A 23,638-nucleotide genomic window follows, 5' to 3' on the forward strand; every position below is an offset into this window, starting at 1 on the left:
ATATCTATGTTTCAAGGTGATAAAAAGTTGAAAATTCGTTAAAGAGGAATTCCGTGAATTTTACAGTGTTCACGCAACTTTTCAGTAAAATTGATCAGATAACAAAAACATATGTCACGGATATTTCCTCAAAAACAATAGCTACAATTACGCCCTTTGTATCAATCGGTCTCACAATCGCTTTCATCATCTACGGATGGCTCATCATTCGTGGCGCTATAGATATGCCTCTCTTCGGATTCGTAAACCGTTTCCTGCGAATAAGTATTATTACTTCAATAGCTCTTACCACAGGACTTTATCAACCAAGATATCCAATCCTAAAGTAAAAAATATTTGCACTGAAATTGAGCTATTTTCATAAATTAAAATGGAATAAAAAAGTAAAATAATTACACACCATGCACTTTACTTTATGTTCAAAATAGGAATAATGACAATAAATATCAGAATGTATATAACAGTAAAAAGAGTCATATTAAAATGAAGTCGCTCATTCTTGTGATTTTGATTGCAAACCTTTTATCGGCTTGTGCATTAGCACCAAAGCTAAAACAGCCCAATGATAGGAACCGCGTGCCTATTAATAAAACAATCCCTGCCGAAATCAAGCGAGAAGACAGATGAAAAAGCGATTTATTATAACAGGAATGATTACCCTTTTGGGGATGATAAATTTAACTCTAACATCTAATTTTAGTTGGGGTTCTGATAATAAGGATTCAACTGCCCAAACTCTTTTGCCTTTTTCAAAAGAAGAATATCTGAAAATTATTGAGTTATTAAAACAACAAATTACAACAAACGAAAGCCAGATCGAAAACGCGAAAAAAATCCATCAATCTATAACAGGAAACGCGAAAAAAATCCACCAGCCTATAACAGAAAGTGAAAGTGAAAGTGAAACAAAAGACTTAGAACACACAATACACACCTTAACAACAAAAAGCATTCACTATTTTTTACAAGATCCGCCCTACCCATCCCCCCACAAAAACTACAAGAACATGGGTTCTAGCCTATTCAAAATGTATAGTTATATCGAAGTCCTTATGACTGCGGTTAACGGCGAAGATTACAGGGCCATCTTCTCGTCATTGCCGCAGAAGAAGATATACGATATAATTAATACACGTCTTAACTATAATGGAATTGTCGAGAAAGCCGTAAGTTTGCAGGCTTTCCAAGACGCAGAGAAGCGCTTTACACAAATTGCTGATTTCTTAAATGATATAGATAAAACAACAAATTTGAGAGAAGTTTTCGAGTTGCAAACACGCATCAAGAGCATGTCATCCATGCTCCAAAATGAATACACAAAGTTACAAATGGTCAGAAATTTAAGCAACAATGAAAAGACTCTTATCGATATACAAAAACGTCTATTGTATAAAAAAATTATAAACTCTGCCAACAAAAGAATCCCCCCAATAAGATTGAACTAATAAAACTCTTTACAACATTGACTTTTTTTCATGAAAACAAAAGCCACTGTAGAAGGTTCAGTACTATCTGAACAATCAAGAGAGGCACAAATATTTTATCAAAGCTAAGATATCGTAATGAAAATACTTAGGTAATGTATAAATGCAAATGAAGCGTTTAGCATGTATCTATATTTCAAGGTGATAAAAAGTTGAAAATTCGTTAAAGAGGAATTCCATGGACTTTACAGTTTTCACGCAACTTTTCAGTAAAATTGATCAGATAACAAAAACNCCGAAATCAAGCGAGGAGACAGATGAAAACAAAACAAGCAAAACCAGTGAAAGCCGAACAACTTAGAAGTTATTATGAAGAAAGCCGTGGCTTAGAACGTGATCTTATCAATGAATTTATAAGGTCGCGCAGAACGGCATGGCGTGTTGCGAGTACTGTGGGTCTTTTTGGCTTATTCGGTATGATATGTGGAGTTGTTGGATTTTCTCAACCAGCTCCAACTCCCTTAGTATTGCGCGTTGATAATACGACGGGTGCAGTTGATGTTATCTCAATCATGCGTGAACACGAAGAAAGCTATGGTGAAGTTGTAGATAGATATTGGCTAAACCAATATGTACTTAACCGCGAAACTTACGACTACGATACTATTCAACTGAACTATGACACAACAGCACTTTTAAGTGCGGCATCTGTTCAACAAGAATATTATAAAATCTATGATGGAGAAAATGCACGGGACAAAGTGCTTTCCAACAAAGCACGTATTACAGTTAAAGTACGATCAATCCAGCCTAATGGACTCGGTCAAGCAACTGTACGTTTTACGACTCAGCAACTTGACAGCAACGGTGCTGCTACTGGACCAAAACAGCACCAAATTGCAACAATTGGTTACACCTATGTTGGTGCACCCATGAAATCATCTGATCGATTGCTTAACCCCCTTGGTTTTCAAGTAACAAGTTACCGTTCTGACCCAGAAATACTGTTGAATGATTAAGGAATTGATTGTTATGAAAAAACTTGCGTTCGTTGTTCTATTGTCTTCGTTTTCTTCTCTTTATACGGTACCTGTGCAGGCGCTCAAAAGTCCATCAAATTCACAATATGATCATCGCATTCGCTATATAACATATAACGAAGCCGATGTGGTTCAAATTGAAACAGTTCTTGGTGTGGCAACACATATTATTCTTGAAGAAGGTGAACAGTACATAACTCATGCCTTTGGCGATTCTGAAGCCTATGCCTTTGCTCATAAAGGGCGGCATATTTTTATTAAACCAAAAGCAGAACTTGCCAATACCAATCTCATCGTTGTAACCGACAAACGGAGTTATAAATTCCGACTACAATTTCGGAATGACCGTGCGGGATCAACATATGAATTGGCTTTCCATTATCCCGATTCAAACGATGAAAAGTCAGAAGAAAACAATCGGCGCCTTGCGATTGAACGTGGTTTTCACCAAAGCGTCAACGGCTATAATCTCAGTTATACCATGAGTGGTCACCAAGATATTGCTCCGATAAATGCTTGGGACAATGGGCGTATTACTTACTTTAAATTTCCCGCTAACATGGATATGCCATCGATTTATGTCGTAGATGCTGAAGGTAATGAAAGCTTAATACCACGCACCGTTATCGGCAGTTCTAATGATATTATCGCCGTTCATAAGGTCAATCCTAAATGGCTTATACGGCTTGGTAAACGCGCTCTAGCTGTTTTTAATGAAGCCTATGACCCCAATGGCGTACCAAACACAACAGGGACAGTATCTTCGGTGGTTTATCGTATCAATAAAGGAGGAAAATGATGTTTGACAATAAGGAAGGAGAGGGAAAAGGTACAAAACTGGACAACGTCGAACAAAAACATATTGAAGGTACCTATGGAGGGTCCGAACTAGGTTCTGAACGTCGTCCAACAATTCCAGGTACCCGTGCATTGTTAATGGTAGGACTTATTGTCATAGTAGCGATACCGATTGCCTTGACTTGGAAAGCTTTTAAAATGCGTAATACCGTGGAGGTTGAGGAAGAAAAACCACAACAAATAGTACAGCAAATTATACCAAACTATGTCCCTCGGATTATAGAAGAGCCAAAGATTGTAGAAGAAGCAGAAAAATCAACACAAACAGAAGATTCAAACTTGGATATTCCACCGGCATTGAGTAAACTTCTTCAAACAGCCATTCCTCCACATATGCTCCAAGATTCTGAAGAATTAGCACGCAAACGTATGCTCAGTTCTAGCCTTAACAACGGTGGTAGCGAAGGATCTACAGATACAAATAATAAAGCATCGAATAATGATAGAGGTAATGGCGTATTATTTGATAACCTTCAGCCCGTGCGTTTAGGTCAATCACATGCGATGCAACTTCGTAACCGTGACTTTTTGATTACACAAGGAACGCAAATAGATTGTACGTTAGAAACAAAAATCATTACATCACAACCCGGAATGACGACGTGTCATTTAACACGCGATATTTATTCCACGAGTGGACGTGTTGTTTTGCTTGACCGTGGTTCTAAAGTTGTTGGTTTTTACCAAAGTGGCATACAACAAGGACAAACGCGCGTGTTTGTGCAATGGTTACGCATTGAAACGCCTTCTGGTGTTGTTGTCAATCTTGACTCACCAGGCACAGGTCCTCTGGGTGAAGCGGGTATTGGTGGCTGGGTTGACAGACATTTTTGGGAACGATTTGGTAGTGCAATTATGGTAAGCATTATCGGTGATTTAGGAGAATGGGTAAGAGGAAAAGTTGGTAAAAGCAGCAAAGAAAATAAAGATAACTCACAAAATAAAGGAGCTCAGAATGCTGAATCTATAGCAATCGATGTTCTTCAAAATTCCATCAATATCACACCAACACTTTACAAAAACCAAGGCGAACGAGTAAATATTTTTGTTGCTCGTGATCTGGATTTCAGCGATGTCTACAGTCTCGTCACACGTTAACCCGATACAAAAAGATCAAGCAGTTTTTCAGCTTCTGCAACCGCTTGATTGTTTTTTAGAAGATCCCACGATCACTGAATTATCGATTTGCCGCCCCTGTGAAGTATGGACGAAAAGCTTTAAGGGTTGGCAACTACATAGCGTACCAGAGTTAACAACCACTTTTTTGCAAACGCTTATTACAGCTATTATCGTTTATAACGGTATGGCTCCCAGAAGTATTAATTATGTGCTCTTGCCTGGTGGACAACGTGGTACAATTATACAAACACCAGCTGTTGTTGATGGTGCTCTTTCCTTTGTAATTCGTAAACATTCTCTCATAGTTAAAACGTTAGAAGAACTCAAAGAAGAAGGGGCATTTGACGATTTTTCTGATGTAAGTTTTAATAAGCCTTCAGCAAAAGAAGCCAATAACTTGTTATCGAGGCAGGACTTCACACGGTTGGAACCATTTGAAGTTCAACTCTTACAAAGTAAACGTGAGGGAAAAATTCTTGAATTTTTGGAAGAATGCGTCCTTCACAAACGCAACATTATTATTGCAGGCAAAACAGGATCTGGTAAAACAACATTTGCTCGCTCTTTAATTGAAAAGGTCCCTGTAGAGGAGCGTATTATCACAATTGAAGATGTTCATGAGCTTTTTCTACCCAATCATCCCAATCATGTACATATGATTTATGGTAACAATGTAGGCCGTGTTTCAGCTGAAGAATGCCTAGATGCGTGTATGCGTCAGTCGCCTGACAGAATTTTTCTCGCTGAATTGCGAGGCAATGAAGCATGGGAATATCTCAATTCGCTCAACACTGGTCATCCCGGATCGATTACAACAACGCATGCCAACAGCGCTTTGCAAACATTTGAGCGATGTGCCACCTTGATTAAAAGATCAGAAATTGGCCGGCAACTCGAGTTAGAAATGATAAAAATCGTTCTCTATACAACAGTTGACGTAGTGTTGTTCTTTAAAGATAGAAAACTCTCTGAAGTCTTTTACGACCCGATTTTTGCTAAATCAAAAATCGCTTAAGGGGAGCTTCCTCTCTCGGTAATATGAAGCAAACAAAAATAGCCGTAACTAATTGTTACGGCTATTTATTTAACTTTTCCTATTCTCTTTGCTTCTCCAATGGATTTTCTACACTCTTCATGAAGAAAAAAAGAAAAAAGTTAATAGACAACAACTCTACGAGAAAACCAAATTATACATAAGGCTCTCTTTATTCTCTTGCCTTTGATCATTCTTTCCATTTACCTTTTGAAAAAGTATCTTTGATGCAAAAAAGAAAAAATAGCTGCAAAATAAATATTTAAACAAAAGAAAAGAATAAATTTTGATTCGCCTATCAATGAAAGCTTCGTAAAATAGGTACTTTCGATCATCACAAATAATTATTGTCATCAAGACCAAAACTTATCGTTTAAAAATTCTAAGCGCTATTTTCAAGTGATTAATAAATATGTTTTTTAACCAAACAATCTCCAAATACGGAAAACCTCATACGAAATAAATTATCATTTCGATTTAGCATCCATAAACCACGTTCTATTTGGTAATAAAAAGTATAGTAGTATATACGACGTCTTCTTCGGACGAAGAAAGATTCTTAACCTCCAGTTGTTCGTAAACAACCAAATTTCTCTTAAGCAAGCTTTGCTAACCATATCACGTGGCTTATGTCCCTCTCCTAAAGATGATATCCATAGACTACATAAGGTAAGCTCTACTCTGAATATTCCTGCTCTCTTCTCTGCACCACAAAAAGCAAAAATTCCTAAAAGAACAGATCTACAATCACTCTTCTTAAGATGCATCACATTGTCTTATAAAGAGTGTTCATTATTTTGCGTGTTGGATAAAAGATCTTAGTACCGTAGGATTCTCTCATTTCAAAGCTGTTTATTAACCAAAACCATGTCTCTTGCACATTATAAGTAAATAAAGCCGTATAGAATGAAACTGTACAAAAAAGCACTAAAAATGCCTTTTATAAACCATCCAAAATGCCAAAAATTGTCACAACATTGGGAGTTTGCAAAGTGTCTAATGGCGCCCAACTTGTTCTTTTATGAAGTGTAAAAATGGAGATGCTCTATAAATTTTATATTATTCATCGGGGCTTTACCATTATACCATCCACGAACTCTGTAGTGAAATAAGCTTAGGCACCTTAAAGAAAGGTTTCTTAAAAACAAGCGTGCAAATTGACAAGCAAAGTGTATTTGGTTCGGGGCGTTCTGTTTTACATAAGGGTTTTGATCTTATTAAAGAACGAGAGAAACAAAAGCGTGAAGCAATGTGTAATCTCTATTATTTAAAAGACATTACTCTAGATGCTTTTGAAAGCCGTAAAGCAGAATTAAAAAATGATGCTAAAAATGGAAACTGGTTTGCACCTTTACAGCTTCATATTCTCCTCAAATTAGGCGGCTGTAAGCAACTTTCAAAGATTGCGCCAACAGAGATACATAATACTCTTAACTCCCATCTGATAAGTAAAAGCTGCAACAGCAAAAGCTCTTTTAAAAAAACAACGCCATAAAGTCATTAATAAACCGGCAATGAATTGGAGAAATGTTCCAGATTTTTATCAAACACTCTGCAAAGCAACAATAATGATACAACTGGCTTTGCATCTGCTTATTCTTACAGGTGTTCGTACCCATCTCTTGCATCAATTCGTGAAGATCAGATTGAAGAGGATATATGGACAATTCTTGGCTCGAGAATACGAACGGTCTGCGTGATACTACAGGAAATTTCGCAGGCCCTTATGATCACAAATATTAAAAATTTTAAAACAAGCACGCTTGTTTTTTCGCAATGATTTCTATTTTCTGTAACCGGCCGTAGTCCTTATTAATGTGAATTTCCTATCACAATATATAAGAGAGGTTAGGTTAAAAACCTGTCCACGTAGATTTCTCTCTCATTTACGTAATTGGCTAACAGACTCCACCTATCACACCTCAAAGGACGAAGCCTCTTAACACGCCACTGATCTGCAAACAATCCGCCCCCTCACCTAGCAGATTTCACCTTCTAACCACTCTAATTACCACATCCTAAATAAGATAGTGTTTTACAGCACAACAGAATAAATACCAAAACAATGACTGATTATACCGTTAATACTTGGACACCTCTTTTTCATGTTAAGAAATATCTTTTATGCTGAAAAATAAAAAACACTTTTACTGCTTAAACAACTTTCTTAAGCATACATACAAGAACAATGAAATACCCTAACATAATAAATAAGATCTAAACCTAGAAATCTCTATTTTTTATAGATAAAAACATATAAAATCAAAACCTCCGAAACTCGTCAAAATACAACATATTTTCTTTGATGATTGAATTTATTCAACTCAAACGAACCTACAAACACCGCTTATTCCACATTCGCAACACGTGTTCTTAGAATTCTTACTATCATTTTCTAAATTTTTAGAGAAACCTATAAATTTGCTATTTTTCAAACGTCTTATCTGCTCTTTAATGAATTTAAATCTATGACGTTACAATAATTTTAAATTACTTCCCCCTTAACTGTATGATCTATCTCTACAATAGAGAGGGATTTTACGTTCTCCATTCTTTGAGAACTATAAATTTTGTTTTTTAATGCGATTAACAATCCAATCTTTAAAATAAAAAATATGACCTTTATATATATAATGATATTATCAAAAATTCCTAATCCTTGAATATTAGCAATGTTTTCGATATTACAATAAATGTGTCGTAAAATGACGAATTGTCATAATGATCACTCCTTTGTATTTCATTTAGATAATTTACATGCGTTTAATATTTGTATCAGCATTTGTTTTTGTGCTATATTTATACAGAGTAATCATTTTTTATAAAAAATGATTACTTAAATCTGTATCAAAGTATAAATTATGATGCGAATTTAATAAAAATAAAAACACATGGCATATTGATTTTATTGTTTTTACATAGAACGCTATTTAAAGTATAGTTTACTCGAAAGACTAATGCCTTTTTAAAGGCAATAATAACTATACTAACCGCCTCATAGAAGCCAATAAATTTTTAGAGATTAAGCCTCAAAGAGGCACAAAAACATGCACAATTTTCTATTTTTCTTTTTACTGTTCGTTAATCGGTCAAATTTCAAAGATAATATTCAACTATGAGTTTTCTGCTCAGCCATTGCAAGGATTGCTTCTACAAGGATTGCTTAATTTTTAGAGATTACTTCGCTTTTAGAATGATTATAGCTACTGCGCCCCCATAAGCAGCCGATCTTCTTTTAGAGATTTAATTGCTAAAAGGAGATACAATTTCCCACCTTGCGCTTTATTTTGATCAATCAGTAAATTTTCAAAGGCGGCGTTCAACCATGAGTTTTTTAATTTCAGCAATCGCTTTCGCTGGATTTAATCCCTTTGGACAAGTTTGCGCACAATTCATAATCGTATGGCAACGATAAAGGCGGAAAGGATCTTCTAAATTATCAAGACGTTCACCACACATCTCATCACGTGAATCCGCAATCCAGCGATAAGCTTGAAGCAAAACAGCGGGCCCCAAATAACGATCACCGTTCCACCAATAACTTGGACATGAAGTCTGACAACACGCACACAAAATACATTCATAAAGGCCATCGATTTTTTGGCGATCGGAGTGACTTTGTAACCATTCTTTTGCAGGTTCAGGAGAAACTGTTTGCAACCAAGGCTCAATGACTCGGTGTTGTGCATAAAAACGCTTTAAATCAGGAACCAAATCTTTAACAACCGGCATGGAAGGCAACGGATAGACCTTAATGGGATGTTTTACATCATCCATCCCTTTGGTACAAGCTAATGTATTGGTTCCATCAATATTCATCGCACATGAACCACAGATGCCTTCACGGCATGATCGACGAAGTGTCAAAGTTGGATCAATATGGTTTTTAATAAACAAAAGCCCATCAAGAATCATAGGACCACAAGCAGAACGATCCACATAATAAGTATCTAAATGAGGATTTTCCTCATCATCAGGCGACCAACGATACACGTGAAATTCCGTCAGCTTTGTAGCACCTTCAGGTTTAGGCCAAACCTTTCCCGGTTTTACTTGGGAATTTTTGGGAAGCTTAATTTGTACCATATTTCATTCTCCCCTTAATAAACCCGTTTTTTAGGTGCAATGCGCTTTAAATCGATCCCACCATCAGCTTCAGATGTTAACGGGTCCACATGGACAGGTCGATATGATAATGTCACCTTACCCTCTTTTGACAAATGTGAAATCGTATGTTTACGCCAGTTTTTATCATCACGCTCTGGATAATCTTCACGAGCGTGAGCGCCACGGCTTTCTGAACGTGCTTCGGCAGAATAAACAGTCATGATTGCATTCGCCATAAGATTTTCAAGCTCTAATGTTTCAACCAAATCAGAATTCCATATCAGAGAACGATCTGTGACTTTGAGATCCGACAATTCCCCCCAGATTTTATTCATCCGTTGACATCCCTGTTTCAAAGAATCTTCTGTACGGAAGACTGCTGCGTCTTCTTGCATCGTGCGTTGCATTTTTTCACGCAATACAGCTGTTGGTATTGCCCCTTGTGCAAAACGTAAACGATCAAAACGCGCTATAATTTCGTCAACAGCTTCTTCATTGATGGGTGAAATTTCTGCATTCCGATCAATAACTTCACCCGCGCGAATGGCAGCAGCACGACCAAACACCACAAGATCAATTAATGAATTTGACCCCAAGCGGTTAGCTCCATGAACAGAAGCACATCCTGCTTCTCCTACCGCCATCAGCCCTGGTTGAATACGATCAGGCGAATCAGCCGTTGGATTGAGAACTTCCCCGTAGTAATTGGTAGGAATCCCACCCATATTATAATGAACCGTTGGCAAGATGGGGATAGGCTCTTTTGTTACATCCACCCCTGCAAATATCCGTGCTGATTCTGAAATCCCTGGTAAACGCTCATGCAAGATTGCAGGATCAATATGATTGAGAACCAAATGAATATGATCCTTCTTAGGTCCAACGCCACGCCCTTCACGAATTTCAAGTGTGATACAACGCGAAACCAAGTCACGTGAAGCCAAATCCTTAAAGGAAGGTGCATAACGCTCCATAAAGCGTTCACCTTCAGAATTGATTAAATAGCCTCCTTCACCACGAGCTCCTTCTGTAATTAAGCAGCCAGAACCGTAAATCCCTGTCGGATGGAATTGCACAAACTCCATATCCTGAAGTGGCAATCCAGCGCGTGCGATCATTCCACCACCATCACCCGTACAGGTATGCGCCGATGTCGCAGAAAAATAAGCCCGTCCATAACCACCGGTTGCAAGAACAACCATTTTGGCAGAAAAACGATGTATTGTACCATCATCGAGATTCCATGCCACAACCCCCGTACAAACCCCATCCGTCATGATGAGATCGAGTGCAAAATATTCAATAAAAAATTGCGCATTATGCTTTAAGCTTTGTCCATAAAGCGTATGCAAAATGGCATGGCCTGTACGGTCAGCTGCTGCGCAAGTACGCTGAACAGGCGGACCTTCACCAAATTGTGTCGTATGTCCACCAAAAGGACGCTGATAAATTTTGCCTTCTTGCGTTCGCGAAAAAGGAACGCCATAATGTTCTAATTCATACACAGCAGCAGGAGCATTACGCACCAAATATTCCATTGCATCGGTATCGCCCAACCAATCAGAACCTTTCACGGTATCATATAAATGCCACTGCCAATTGTCAGGTCCCATATTTGAAAGCGATGCAGCAATTCCCCCTTGTGCTGCAACCGTATGTGAGCGCGTTGGAAAAACCTTCGTAATACAAGCTGTCTTTAATCCTTGTTCTGCCATACCCAGTGTCGCACGTAATCCTGCACCACCTGCCCCAACAACAACAACATCAAATTTATGATCTACAGTGCGATAAGGGGCGTTACCTGCTTTAGCACCCAGAGATGATCCTGTACCCGCCATACTTGTTTAACCCCCTAATGCAATTTTCAAAAGAGAAAAAATAATGATACCACCTATGAGAAAACAAAATAAAATATTTAACGTCAAAAAGAATATCCGAAAACCTTCACGTGGAATATAATCTTCAATCACTACCTGCATACCAAGTTTCATATGATAAAGGACCGAAAAAGTCATCAATCCCATCAAAATAGCAACAATAGGATGTGCAAGTCTTGCACGCACAATACTATAATCCTTTCCCACAAGCGAAAGAATAAGAACAATAAAAAATATCAAAAGTGGTAGATTGATAAACCCCGTCAAACGTTCTAGCCAAAAATGCTCTGTTCCTTCATGAGCACTGCCACGCCCCCGTACTTTTCCAAGTTCCGTTCGAAAATCTTTTTTCATGTCTCTTTTCACCCCCAGCTAAACAACGGTATATCCAATAATCCAAATCGCAAAAGTAACAATAAGAGAAATAAACACTGTCGCCCAAGCAGTGACTGTTGCCTTTTCTTTTGCCAAAAGGCAAGGCTTCAGATCCCAAACAATGTGGCGAACACCACCAACCATGTGATGAACCCCTGCCAAAGTATAAAGAAACAAAATACACAATCCAAACCAAGAACTATAAATTTCGTAAACTGTTCTAAATGTCTCCTCGCCACACGCAATAGCAATTAACCAAACAGCAAGAAAAACCGTTCCAACATAAAGTGCCATACCCGTAATGCGGTGTGCAATGGACATGGCCATAGTAATTGTCCAACGATAAATACTTATATGAGGGGAACGAGGGCGCTCTTTTATCCTAGTTGTCTCTATCATAAAATATCCTGACCTGGTTTATCATAAAATATCCTGACCTGGTTTTTGCAACCGCAATGAACGAGAAAGTTCGCGCAAAACGACTAAACATACTCTCTCGTTTTTACTTGTTTGGCATCTCAAGATACCGATATTACAGGTCGGTTGTCTCAAATAACGGATTAAAGGTCACGCATAAAAAAACCGATTACTCTCCGGATATGATCCGCAAAACTCGCCTTAATCTAATACACTTTTATCTTCACGTCAAAGGTCTAAAATCTTTTCCAAATATAAACAGACATTTTTTCAGATTAAACTTATCCTTTTGAGTATTCACGATATATGCAATAGTCTCTTAAACTGCACCCATAATTAAGAATAAAAAGAGGAAAAATTGATAGATTGAACATTTTTATGTCCACTCCAAGCCTTTTAAAAGGCAAAACGAATCAAGAAAGACACAAATAAGCGGCATAAAAGCCGCTTTTGCATAAAGTTTAGCCGATATAATCTTTACTCAGAAACTTGCTTTTCAACATCTGTGCTGACAGATGCTGCTTCTACTTTCTCAACAACCTTTTCAGCTTTTTTCCGATAATCTCTCTTTTCAGCGATACGTGCAGCTTTACCTCTCAAGCCACGTAGATAATAGAGTTTTGCACGGCGCACTTTACCACGGCGCACCAGCTCAACACCTTCAATCAAAGGAGAATAAACAGGAAATACCCTCTCCACCCCTTCACCATAAGAAATCTTGCGTACTGTAAAGGTCTCATTCAACCCACCGCCTGAACGCGCAATACAGACACCTTCATAAGCCTGAACACGCGTCCGTGTACCTTCTGTCACACGCACCATAACACGGACTGTATCTCCTGGCTGAAATGCTGGAAATTGGCGCTTTTCTTCAATTTTTGCACATTGTTCAGCTTCAAGCTGTGCGATAATATTCATTTCTTTTATCCTTCATGTTCTTTATCGAACAGTCAGAGCGCTCAACTCTTACCAAAAAAGCCTTTATTAAGAATAAGGAGCTCTTTAGGCTATGTCTTACACAGGAGCGAATACACCATTCCTTCATTTTAATTTTGGAACTACAGAAAACCTTTTATAAAAAACTCTCTAAAAAGAGAGCCATGCAATACACCACCTTATCATATGAATCAAGTTTTCTGATGATTTTTATTATAACGCGCATAAAGATCAGGGCGACGTTGACGTGTTAACAATTCGGCTTGGCTTTGACGCCAATCTGCGATCGCTTTGTGATGACCTGAGAGCAATACAGGCGGAATACCCCGCCCTTCGAAAAGAGAAGGGCGGGTATATTGCGGATGTTCCAGCAAGTCATTTTCAAAACTTTCACACCTTGCAGAAGCTGCATTCCCCATCACTCCAGGCAGAAGACGTATAATAGCATCTAAGATAACCAATGCAGCTGTTTCACCCCCTGAAAGAATATAATCACCAATAGAAACTTCTTCTAATTCTCGTGCTTCTATGACTCGCTCATCAACCCCTTCAAAACGTCCACAAACTAACGTTACACCCGTATCACGAGCCAAGCTATGCGCGTAAGCTTGGTCAAAAGGACGCCCACGTGGACTCATCAACAATCTTGGCGAATCCTGTGGACAGCAATCAAGAGCAGCCGCCAATACATCCGCCCGCATTACCATACCAGCTCCCCCACCAGCAGGTTTATCATCAACGCTATGGTGTTTGTCTAAAGCAAAATCCCTAATCTGTACCGTCTCCAGTGACCAAATTCCACGCTCTAAAGCTTGCCCTGCTAAAGAATACCCTAAAAAACCAGGAAACATTTCAGGATAAAGGGTTAAAACGCGCGCCTGAAATTTCATTTTATTTCTTATCCTTATTTTCTTAAACAGACTCTTAATAGCAAAAATAGCACAAACAAGAATTTTAACGCTATAGCGTTAATCTGAGTCTTCTTGATCTGCGCCATATTCAATACGATCCTTCTAAATACTTACACTAAAAAAAGACTCTAAAAATTCAGGACTATTTCGAAATAAAGTGCTTACAATATCTGCTCAAAAGAGCATTTTTAATATTTTCACACATTCCACTTTTTATTGACGAAATTCATCTGTTGTTTTTTACCTTCATCTTTATTTTTAGATTCAAGCTATTTCCTTTTTATCATTGTCTCCCCCATCAATTAAACCAGCGGCCATGGGATCAACAACAAGAAAACCAGAATCCATACAAATTTCTGGTACCGCCGCCTTACTAAAGGGAATAAGAACTCTTTTACCTGTATTCAAACGTATTTCAAGCAAATCACCAGCCCCGAAATTAAAAAAACCACACACTTCACCTAAGATTTTCCCCCCACAATCTTGGACACACAAGCCTATTAAATCGACTTGATAAAACTCATCCTCCATCAAATCATCAATTAATTGATCACGCGTCACATAAAGGCGAATCCCTTTTAAAGACTCAGCCGCATTACGATTTTCTACCCCTTTAAAACGTACAATCGCCTTATTTTTTTGTATGCGAAGAGTTACAATTTCATAAGAACGCCCCATATCATCATAAAGAGTGCTGTAAAACTTGAAACGCTGTGGCTCAGCACTTAGAATTTTAACAAAAACATCTCCTTTTATACCATGAGGCATACCAATAATGGCAAGATAGACTTTATTTTTAAGCTTTTCTTTATTATACTTCATGCAAAAATATTATCTCTCAAAAATGAACCCTTCAATCTTATAGTTTTCTATTCAATCTTGTTGCCATATGAGACAATCTTCTAAAAGACCTTTCTTGGTAACAAAAAACAAATTAATAAAGGAGAAAGTCTTATGGCAAATATTATGCTATTTTACAAAGATATCACACCAATCAACAAAATTTCCCATAAAAATCTAAAATTTGCTCCTCCAACTGATATGTCTTTTGCCAAGGATACTCATTGGGTTCCTTTAGCAAGTACTGAATATTTTCAAGCAGCGCTAGACTATCCTATTTTATTTATGTGCGCCGAAGATGAACAAAAAAAACGGCACTACACATCCGCAGCTCTTGTCGGTCTTTCTAATGACGAAAATGACTATATCGCTTCTGATAAAAGTTGGAAAAACAATACTTATGTTCCAGCTTTTGTCCGTCGCTATCCTTTTGTTTTGGCACAAATTAGCAATGAAAAAGAACTTTCTGTCTGCTTTGATCAACAGTCCGGTATGTTTAATGAAGTTGCAGGAACAGAACTTTTTAATTCCGATGGCTCTATTTCTCCTTTTATGGAAGAACGTATTCGCTTTCTTGAAAGTTTTAAAATCGCTATGGAGAAAACCTCTGAGTTTATTGATGCTCTTGTAGAAATGGATCTTCTAAGCCAAAAATCCATCAATGTGAAAAACGATAAAGGTCTCTCAGCGCAATTGGAACATTTTTGGGTTGTTGATGAAGAAAAATTGAATAAATTATCAGCAAGCCAACTTGCCAAACTTCATAAAAATGGCTTTTTAGGATTAATTTTTGCGCATTTGATGTCAACACACAATCTTGTGAAAATACTCTCTCTCAAAGGTGAAAAGCAACTTATCAATCGTGAAGAGCAACCCCAAAACAAGAATGGTCATTCTAACGATGAAAAATCTAAAAAGAAAGAAACTCTCAACTAGATAATGCCCATCAAAAACGACAAGAGAAAAGATGAAAATATTCCTCTCATTCCAGCAGACCATGCAATTTTAAACGCAAGGAAAAATTGGTTAGAGTGTCTTACCCAAACACGTCGTATGTCAGCACAAACAGTGCAAGCCTATGAACGTGATACGCGGCAATTTTTGTCTTTTCTCTGTCAACACTTAAGCCATACACCAACCCTTACAGATCTTGCTCATTTACGCATCAGTGACTTGCGTGCTTATCTTGCTTATCGGCGTACAAACAATGTAAGTGCGCGCTCTTTAAGCCGCGGAGTAGCAGGCATCCGTTCTTTTTTCAAATACTTATCACGTGAAGGAATCGTCAATGTTCCCGCGGCTCAACTTATCCGAAGCCCCAAACACCCCAAATTGCTCCCAAAACCTTTAGCGATAAAATCAGCACTTCACATAGTCAAACAAGAAAATCAACTGGAAAATGAACCTTGGATTAGCGCTCGTAATGCTGCTGTCCTCATGCTTCTCTATGGCTGTGGAATGCGAATATCAGAAGCCTTAAGCCTCACACCAGAACAATTTTCTGATCCTGAAAAAACAAGTTTATTTATAACAGGAAAAGGCGGCAAAACACGCCTTGTTCCTCTCATCAAAATTGTTTACGAAGCTGTACAAAATTATCTCAAATGTTGCCCATATCCTTTAGTGGATAACCAACCCATATTTCGCGGGGCACGAGGCGGTCCCCTACAGCCCGCCATTATTCAGAAAACTGTACGCAACTTACGAGCAAGCCTTGGTTTACCAGAAACTGCAACGCCTCATACACTGCGCCATTCTTTTGCCACCCATCTTTTATCACGGGGGGGAGATTTGCGCACGATTCAAGAGCTTCTTGGGCACGCTAGTCTTTCCACCACACAAATCTATACCCACGTTGATACAGACCATTTGTTAAAAATCTATCAAAAGGCCCATCCCCGTTCCTAAAAACGTCTCATCAAAAAATTAGAGTGTTTCAACCTCAAGTGCCAAAGCATGAACACAAGTAGCTAACTCTTCTTGTAAAACTTTATAAATCGCTCGATGTATTTCTACGCGTGTCATATTAGAAAAAGAAGAAGATAAAATTTTCACTCGAAAATGTGTTTCTCCTTTACCATCAAAAGCATGTTCATTATGAGGATGTCCCTCATGAAGATGACTTTCGTTAATCACTTCAAGCTTTTGCGGATGAAAAGCATCCTGAAGCTTTCTCTGAATTATTGTTTCTATAAACATTTTTCATTCCTCAAACAAAATGAACGTGCAAAAATACACCTTTTTCATAATAGAATAAGTGTGAAAACAAATTTTTCAAAAGTCAATTCTTGTAAAATTAATCAATTTTGCATAAACCAATAATATGACAATAACATCTAAATTATTCGATTCAATTCGCATAAGCTCAAATAAAAAACAAAAAGCTGAGACAGAAGCACAACAGTGTCAGTGGGAAGGTTGTGAAAAAACAGGATCCCATAAAGCACCAGCAGGTCGAAATCACGAAGGACAATATTTATATTTTTGTATTGAACACGTACGCGCCTATAATAAAAATTTTAATTACTTCTCTGGTCTTAGCAATAAAGATATCGCAAAATTTCAAAAGGATGCTCTCACAGGACATCGTCCGACATGGCCTACAGATCTGAGCAATGGTACATCGAAAAAAACAGCCGCGAATTATGCAAAGATTCGCTCTGGCACAGCTGCCTATCAAAATCGCATGCGCGATCCCTTCACGCTTTTTACTGGGCAGCATTCAAGCAATAAGTTCTCACGAAAATTAAAGCCCTTAGAAGCAAAAGCTTTTGATACACTGGGACTACAGGCAAACGCTTCAGCAGAAGACATCAAAATGAAATATAAAGAGTTGGTAAAAAAGCACCATCCTGATTCCAATGGTGGTAATCGTGCTTCAGAAGAGCGCTTTCGTGATGTTTTACATGCTTACAATTTGCTAAAAAAGTCTGGTTTGTGCTGAAAACATGCGCTTATATGAGTCTATTTTCATTTAGACCATCATTATTTGCGCAAAATGTTACTTTTTTTGCAAAACATTATAGAATACGTAAAAAAATCTTTCTTCAATATCTAAGGCTCTCATTATAGAGCATTGCATAAATACTTTAACTCTTGTATCGTTTCTAATGAATAAATAGCGTCCTCTCCCTTCCAGAAACATAATGACAAATCTTACCGTTGAAAATTTGCCCGATATTACACTTTGTGCTCGCGATCTATTTCATATTGAAACAGATCTGAAAGTCCCTGCTTTTAGCACAAAAAGTCCCCACGTTCCTGATATCGATCCTGATTATCTTTTTGATCAGCAAACAACTTTAGCGATTCTCGCAGGTTTTACCTTTAACCGCCGTGTAATGGTTTCTGGCTATCACGGTACAGGGAAATCAACGCATATTGAACAAGTTGCTGCACGTCTTAACTGGCCTTGTCTTCGCATTAATCTCGATAGTCATGTAAGTCGTATCGATCTTGTAGGAAAAGATGCTATCGTTTTAAAAGATGGCTTACAAATCACTGAATTTAAAGAGGGCATTTTGCCATGGGCTTATCAAAATAATATTGCTCTTGTTTTCGACGAATATGATGCGGGGCGTCCCGATGTTATGTTTGTTATCCAACGCGTTCTTGAAACCTCTGGAAAACTAAGCTTACTTGATCAAAGCCGTGTCATCTCTCCCCATCCAGCGTTTCGTCTTTTTGCAACGGCAAACACCATTGGTCTTGGCGATACAACGGGTCTCTATCATGGTACCCAACAAATTAATCAAGCTCAAATGGACCGCTGGTCTATTGTTACAATACTCAATTATTTACCCCATGATAAAGAGGTTAATATCATTTGTTCAAAGGTCAAATCCTTTCAAACGACTGAAGGAAAAAAGATAATTTCACAAATGGTTCATGTTGCTGATATGGTACGCCAATCTTTTATCAATGGAGATCTTTCAACTGTCATGAGTCCACGTACCGTCATTACTTGGGCAGAAAATACAACAATTTTTCAAGATGTCGGCTTTGCCTTCCGATTAACCTTTCTCAATAAATGTGATGAGCTCGAACGTGCCACTGTTGCAGAATTTTATCAACGCGCCTTTGGACAAGAGCTTCCCGAATCACTCATTCATGGTGTTTCGCCTTAAGGAATCTGTCACTCATGGCTACCGATATTGGCGACAACAAAAATCCGGCAAAAGACTCTTCAAACAACACTCTTAATACTGAAGCTTTTAAAAAAGCACTTTCCACCTGTATGCGTGCGATTGCAGGCACAAACAACCTTGAAGTTTCCTTTAGTCATAACCGACCATCTTTAAGCGAAAGTTGCGCGCGTTTACCAGAATTACCTCAATACGCAACGAATAAAGACATCACTATTACCCGCGGACTAGGTGATTCCATGGCTCTGCGCAAAGCATGGCATGACAACCGCATTCACATGCAATTTTCTCCACCAGAATCAGAAGCACGTGCTATCTTTGATGCCCTCGAACAAACACGTGTTGAAGCAATTGGTACTTTAGCCATGGAGGGACTTGCAAAAAATCTTGATGTCATGCTCGCCGATAAATACAAAAGAGCCCATTATCATAAGATTAGCGACCAAAGTGAGGCTCCCATCCAAGAAGCGATTGCACTTTTATTGCGTGAAAAAGTAACAAAGCGCCCTGCCCCAAAAGAAGCAGGCCCTGTTTTAGAATTGTGGCGTCAAGAACTCGAACAAAAAGCCGCAGCAGAGCTTAATGAACTTACACATCATATTTACAACCAACAGACTTTTGCACAGATTGTTCGCCAAATGCTTGTTACACTCAAAATGACAGTGCAACAAGCTGAAGCTTCTAACAGTGAAAACAATAAAAAATTAAAAAATGCGTGTGAACCTCAAGACCAAAGAGAAGAAGAGAGTAAAAACAAAAAACACGCTCAAAGTGAAGAACAAACCAGCACTGAACAAGAAAGTGATGTGCAAGACGACGGAAAAACACAAGCGACACAATCAAACAACAATGATCAAGCTGACGGCGAGCAAAAAAATGGACCTTGGCAAGAAAAGCCGCACAAACCCAAACACCTTTTTTCTGATTCGGAACAAATGGAAAGACTTGGCAATTATCAAATATTCACCCGTCAATTTGATGAAATTTTGGAAGCAACAGATTTTTGTTCTGAAAACGAGTTAGATCACTTACGCCGTTATCTTGATAAGCAAATCAATCATCTCCAAAACATCGTTGGGCGTTTAGCAAACCGTCTCCAGCGCCGCTTGATGGCGCAACAAAATCGCAACTGGAAATTTGACCTTGAAGAAGGATATCTTGATACAGCACGGCTTCCACGTCTAATTATTGACCCCATGCAACCCCTTTCTTTTAAAATGGAAAGTAATACCCAATTTCGGGACACAGTTGTTTCACTTCTCATTGATAATTCTGGCTCAATGCGCGGACGCCCCATTAGCGTTGCTGCAAGTTGTGCCGATATTTTGGCACAAACTCTTGAACGTTGTGGTGTCAAAGTTGAAATTTTAGGTTTTACCACTAAAACTTGGAAAGGAGGAAAATCACGCGAACAATGGCTTAACCAAAACAAACCCCATAATCCTGGACGTCTTAATGATTTATGCCATATCATCTATAAAAGTGCTGATACCCCATGGCGTCGCGCACGACGCAACTTAGGTTTGATGATGCAAGAAGGATTATTAAAAGAAAATATTGATGGAGAAGCTTTGATTTGGGCGCATCAACGCCTTTTATTACGGCGTGAACAACGTCGCATTCTTATGGTCATTTCTGATGGTGCTCCTGTTGACGATTCGACACTATCGGTCAACTCCAGCAATTATCTAGAAAAACATTTACGTGCAGTGATTCAAGAAATCCAAACCCATTCCCCCATCGAACTCATTGCCATTGGAATTGGTCATGACGTAACACGTTATTATCAACGTGCTGTAACAATTATGAATGCTGAAGAACTTGCCGACGCGATAACAAAACAATTAGAAGTACTTTTTAGTGATAAAAGTCCTCATAGTTATAAGAAATAAGCCTTCCTTGAATCAACAACGATTACATTTTAAAAAATTATTTCTATCATTAAACCATCGGAATTTGATGGCTAAAAACCTGAGAAGATAATCCCACAAATTGAATATCGAACTTTAAAGAAGCTTCTACTTTTCTGGATGCATTATGAATTCTAAAAGAAATGCTCCAACCATCTTCAAAAATTATAATGAGTTTGTTTTTACTTTCTGGTTATATTGCGACTGATAAAGTTTTGCTTAGAACTTTCCATTTACGACCATATCCCAGAGTACCCTTCAAATTAAAAGACTGAATAATCACCCATTTTTGTCTCGATCTTGTGTTATTTTATTATATTTAAATATTGAAATACACGTATATAGAAAAGTATCTCCTCTAGACATAGCTCTAAAATGCTGCTCTCACAGAAAATATAATACCTAAACTTTCACCTTCAGTAATACAAAAAGATAAAAGTTGTATTTATTATACGCAAAAGAAGAATCATCCAAAGAGGATATTTTAAACACTAAGAATTATTTTATAAAAGAATCGGCATAAATGGATTCATAGCAATTTTTCGGCAAAAATCGCTAAAGCAAGAGAAAGCCAACCTGTCCCCTAACCTTCCCAAAACAGTACTCACCACGGGTGATCTAACAACATAAGCTCCCATCTCATGGATAAAAGAAGAAATCTTTACTCCCATAAAATATAAGAAAAACACGAAAAAAAATATTACTTCATTCACGAAAAAGAACACACCATTATATATCTTATCCGCACTCCTACTTTAAAGAAACATTCTTCCTTGCTTCCAAGCTTATTTCACGACAGCGCCCATATATGGCATAATGCAAAATCCAGAATCATCCTTTACTTTACAAGCTACAAGCCAAAAGCAGAATCCTACTTTCAAGTTTCCAATGTTTTTAAGATAAATCAATATACTTTCAGCGCCTAATATTGCACTTTTATTGCATTAAAGCTCTTCATAAGAAGTATTTCTTTCTCAAATGACGTTGTCCGCACGCCAATTCCTCTTATAACATAGGCAAGCAAATGATTTTTATTAACTCAATATAAGAGTATTTAAAACGCGTAAAATTTTATGATATTGGGCTCTTTCACTCAAATGAAAAATATAAGTTATCATTTTAAATCAATCTATTAATAAACATCAGTTGCAATTTCTGTCACATTGAATCATTTGTAAAAGCATATTTAGCCCCTTCTCAAACAAATGACTTTATCTTTTCCTCACAAGAGAATTTTGAAATAAAAAAGCGTTTTGTGTTGGAGTTCTTACTTAAGTTGGTAAATGATAAAGTATCCATTATAACTAACGTGTCACACCAAGCATAGCGTACAATTTTCTTGGCTTCAGGAAAACAAAAAGACAAAAATCCTTATTTGTGACAAACAAAAGAGGAATCATCTTTTGAATGACATTGATAAAGAGGAAGCTTTACGATGTTAAGAATTGTCCCATAAGGAATCAACATCAACAGACTCATAATAATTTTTACCGAAAAATCACCAAAAGCAAGCGATAGCCAAACTGGCATGCCTATCCCTCCCAAAACAGTACTCTCCACCAGTGAACTATCTGCATACCCTGTTATCTTATCAAAAACAGCAAACGAGCTAGAAAAAGCAAGAGCAAAAAACAGCACTGTATCCAAAGCTGAACCAACCAACGCTGCTGCTAAAGGTGCTTTCCACCATGTTTTACGTCGCAAAGGAGTAAAAACCACAATATCAAGGAGTTGCCCAAATAAAAATGCAAAACTAGAAGCAAGTGCAAGCCGTGGTGTCGCCAATATCCAAGAAACAAAGACACCCGTAAAAAAACCAGCATAAACCACACGCCGCGCAGCAGATGGACCATAAAAACGATTGGTCAAATCATTGATTAGAAAAGCAAATGGATAGGTAAAAGCCCCGTAAGTCAACAGCTCATTCAAATCAAACCAATAGACAGGATATTGAACTAAAATATTAGAAGCCGTGACAGCAAGGCACATTGCAAAAATAGAAAAAACAACATACCTTTTCTTTTGCTGTTCTAATAAAAGACCGCTTGAAGACATTTTTTTAACCTGGGATATGGAACCAATAAAATGAAACGATCAACCTGCAAAAAACTTAACTTCTAGAACAGAAAACCGAAATCAAAGCATTAATAAACCAAAAAGAATGGCGCTAACAATTATGCTGCCTGTTCAGCCTTTTGCTCACCTTCTTGCTCAGCTTTTTTCTTAATGATTTGGCGTTTTAGCAAACGCGCACGTTGCGACAACTCTTTATCGTCTGCTTTAATCAAAAAACCATCAAGACCACCGCGGTGCTCAACAGAACGCAATGCATTTGCTGAAATACGCAAGCGATAACTTTGCTGTAACACCTCTGAAATCAATGTCACATTGCAAAGATTTGGTAAAAAACGACGCCGAGTCTTATTATTCGCATGGCTAACATTATTACCATACAGAACCGTCTTCCCTGTCAATTCACATGCACGAGACATAAACTTCACCCTTAAACTCTAAGAAACTTTCAAATCCCCATACCCAAAAGACACAATGAACGCAAAACACGCGCAATGCAACCTTGAACGGGCATCATTGGGAAGTTTCTTTCTAATAGGGGGTCGACAACAAAAGGTCAAGTCTTTTATAAAA

At 37.9% G+C, this 23,638-nt stretch carries 22 protein-coding genes and 2 pseudogenes; 13 read left to right on the plus strand and 11 right to left on the minus strand.

What is annotated here, in order from left to right; translation table 11 throughout:
* Positions 1–53 precede the first annotated feature (53 nt).
* The 8 genes and pseudogenes from ACFIMS_RS00720 to ACFIMS_RS00755 all read left to right on the plus strand — a co-directional run.
* Positions 54–305: pseudogene (locus ACFIMS_RS00720) on the plus strand (type IV secretion system protein); the annotation flags it as partial.
* Between the two features lie 178 nt (positions 306–483).
* Positions 484–627, plus strand: coding sequence for a TrwH protein (locus tag ACFIMS_RS00725; RefSeq protein WP_375696287.1), 144 nt, complete (start codon positions 484–486; stop codon positions 625–627).
* A complete protein-coding gene (locus tag ACFIMS_RS00730; protein WP_375681560.1) occupies positions 624–1,445 on the plus strand; it encodes a type IV secretion system protein in 822 nt (273 codons plus the stop codon). The genes ACFIMS_RS00725 and ACFIMS_RS00730 overlap by 4 nt, the downstream gene beginning before the upstream one ends.
* A gap of 296 nt (positions 1,446–1,741) precedes the next feature.
* The gene (locus ACFIMS_RS00735; RefSeq protein ID WP_375606007.1) at positions 1,742–2,443 is read left to right on the plus strand and encodes a virB8 family protein; all 702 of its coding nucleotides are present in this window, start codon (positions 1,742–1,744) and stop codon (positions 2,441–2,443) included.
* A gap of 13 nt (positions 2,444–2,456) precedes the next feature.
* Positions 2,457–3,263: a P-type conjugative transfer protein VirB9 gene (gene virB9 / locus ACFIMS_RS00740; protein ID WP_375606008.1), complete on the plus strand. Its 807-nt coding sequence runs from the start codon at positions 2,457–2,459 to the stop codon at positions 3,261–3,263.
* Entirely contained in the window at positions 3,263–4,420 is a 1,158-nt protein-coding gene (gene virB10 / locus ACFIMS_RS00745; RefSeq protein WP_375606219.1) for a type IV secretion system protein VirB10, read from the plus strand. Before virB9 ends, virB10 begins: the two co-directional genes overlap by 1 nt.
* Positions 4,395–5,456, plus strand: a complete 1,062-nt coding sequence (gene virB11 / locus ACFIMS_RS00750; protein WP_375612249.1) for a P-type DNA transfer ATPase VirB11 — start codon at positions 4,395–4,397, stop codon at positions 5,454–5,456. Before virB10 ends, virB11 begins: the two co-directional genes overlap by 26 nt.
* A gap of 1,168 nt (positions 5,457–6,624) precedes the next feature.
* The gene (locus ACFIMS_RS00755; RefSeq protein ID WP_375682789.1) at positions 6,625–6,969 is read left to right on the plus strand and encodes a hypothetical protein; all 345 of its coding nucleotides are present in this window, start codon (positions 6,625–6,627) and stop codon (positions 6,967–6,969) included.
* 1,811 nt (positions 6,970–8,780) lie between these two features.
* On the opposite strand, the gene ACFIMS_RS00760 is transcribed toward ACFIMS_RS00755, so the two are convergent.
* The 7 genes from ACFIMS_RS00760 to rimM all read right to left on the minus strand — a co-directional run bounded on the left by ACFIMS_RS00760 (position 8,781) and on the right by rimM (position 14,919).
* Complete coding sequence (locus tag ACFIMS_RS00760) at positions 8,781–9,560, minus strand: succinate dehydrogenase iron-sulfur subunit (RefSeq protein WP_005774220.1); 780 nt, start codon at positions 9,558–9,560, stop codon at positions 8,781–8,783.
* A 14-nt stretch (positions 9,561–9,574) separates the two neighbouring features.
* Positions 9,575–11,419 (minus strand): succinate dehydrogenase flavoprotein subunit, encoded by a 1,845-nt coding sequence (sdhA, locus tag ACFIMS_RS00765; RefSeq protein ID WP_375681424.1) that lies wholly within the window; start codon positions 11,417–11,419, stop codon positions 9,575–9,577.
* A 6-nt stretch (positions 11,420–11,425) separates the two neighbouring features.
* Entirely contained in the window at positions 11,426–11,812 is a 387-nt protein-coding gene (gene sdhD, locus ACFIMS_RS00770) for a succinate dehydrogenase, hydrophobic membrane anchor protein (RefSeq protein WP_375612246.1), read from the minus strand.
* A gap of 18 nt (positions 11,813–11,830) precedes the next feature.
* Positions 11,831–12,232: a succinate dehydrogenase, cytochrome b556 subunit gene (gene sdhC, locus ACFIMS_RS00775; RefSeq protein WP_375606014.1), complete on the minus strand. Its 402-nt coding sequence runs from the start codon at positions 12,230–12,232 to the stop codon at positions 11,831–11,833.
* Positions 12,233–12,727: 495 nt separating this feature from the next.
* A complete protein-coding gene (gene rplS, locus ACFIMS_RS00780; RefSeq protein WP_375612245.1) occupies positions 12,728–13,168 on the minus strand; it encodes a 50S ribosomal protein L19 in 441 nt (146 codons plus the stop codon).
* A 209-nt stretch (positions 13,169–13,377) separates the two neighbouring features.
* Positions 13,378–14,076: a tRNA (guanosine(37)-N1)-methyltransferase TrmD gene (gene trmD / locus ACFIMS_RS00785; RefSeq protein WP_375612244.1), complete on the minus strand. Its 699-nt coding sequence runs from the start codon at positions 14,074–14,076 to the stop codon at positions 13,378–13,380.
* Between the two features lie 285 nt (positions 14,077–14,361).
* Positions 14,362–14,919 (minus strand): ribosome maturation factor RimM, encoded by a 558-nt coding sequence (rimM, locus tag ACFIMS_RS00790; protein WP_375618306.1) that lies wholly within the window; start codon positions 14,917–14,919, stop codon positions 14,362–14,364.
* A gap of 132 nt (positions 14,920–15,051) precedes the next feature.
* Between rimM and ACFIMS_RS00795 the strand changes: the two genes are divergently transcribed.
* Together ACFIMS_RS00795 and ACFIMS_RS00800 are read left to right on the plus strand one after the other, a co-directional pair.
* A complete protein-coding gene (locus tag ACFIMS_RS00795; protein ID WP_375612242.1) occupies positions 15,052–15,873 on the plus strand; it encodes a SapC family protein in 822 nt (273 codons plus the stop codon).
* A 3-nt stretch (positions 15,874–15,876) separates the two neighbouring features.
* Entirely contained in the window at positions 15,877–16,845 is a 969-nt protein-coding gene (locus tag ACFIMS_RS00800) for a tyrosine recombinase XerC (RefSeq protein ID WP_375653380.1), read from the plus strand.
* Positions 16,846–16,863: 18 nt separating this feature from the next.
* On the opposite strand, the gene ACFIMS_RS00805 is transcribed toward ACFIMS_RS00800, so the two are convergent.
* A complete protein-coding gene (locus ACFIMS_RS00805; RefSeq protein ID WP_375612716.1) occupies positions 16,864–17,136 on the minus strand; it encodes a BolA family protein in 273 nt (90 codons plus the stop codon).
* Positions 17,137–17,260: 124 nt separating this feature from the next.
* On the opposite strand from ACFIMS_RS00805, the gene ACFIMS_RS00810 reads away from it, so the two are divergent.
* The 3 genes from ACFIMS_RS00810 to cobT all read left to right on the plus strand — a co-directional run bounded on the left by ACFIMS_RS00810 (position 17,261) and on the right by cobT (position 20,974).
* On the plus strand, positions 17,261–17,881 hold the full coding sequence (locus ACFIMS_RS00810) for a J domain-containing protein (RefSeq protein WP_375696288.1): 621 nt from the start codon (positions 17,261–17,263) through the stop codon (positions 17,879–17,881).
* A gap of 202 nt (positions 17,882–18,083) precedes the next feature.
* On the plus strand, positions 18,084–19,064 hold the full coding sequence (gene cobS / locus ACFIMS_RS00815) for a cobaltochelatase subunit CobS (protein WP_375608469.1): 981 nt from the start codon (positions 18,084–18,086) through the stop codon (positions 19,062–19,064).
* 14 nt (positions 19,065–19,078) lie between these two features.
* Positions 19,079–20,974, plus strand: a complete 1,896-nt coding sequence (gene cobT, locus ACFIMS_RS00820) for a cobaltochelatase subunit CobT (RefSeq protein ID WP_375696289.1) — start codon at positions 19,079–19,081, stop codon at positions 20,972–20,974.
* 49 nt (positions 20,975–21,023) lie between these two features.
* Here cobT and ACFIMS_RS00825 read toward each other — a convergent pair.
* The 3 genes and pseudogenes from ACFIMS_RS00825 to rpmB form a co-directional block, all read right to left on the minus strand.
* Positions 21,024–21,173 (minus strand): annotated as a pseudogene (locus tag ACFIMS_RS00825) (HaeIII family restriction endonuclease); the annotation flags it as partial.
* Between the two features lie 1,190 nt (positions 21,174–22,363).
* Entirely contained in the window at positions 22,364–23,047 is a 684-nt protein-coding gene (locus tag ACFIMS_RS00830; RefSeq protein WP_375612236.1) for a VUT family protein, read from the minus strand.
* 119 nt (positions 23,048–23,166) lie between these two features.
* Positions 23,167–23,484, minus strand: coding sequence for a 50S ribosomal protein L28 (rpmB, locus tag ACFIMS_RS00835; RefSeq protein ID WP_375612235.1), 318 nt, complete (start codon positions 23,482–23,484; stop codon positions 23,167–23,169).
* Positions 23,485–23,638 lie beyond the last annotated feature (154 nt).

Source organism: Bartonella sp. AP331QHHD, from assembly GCF_042195905.1.
Taxonomy (GTDB): domain Bacteria; phylum Pseudomonadota; class Alphaproteobacteria; order Rhizobiales; family Rhizobiaceae; genus Bartonella.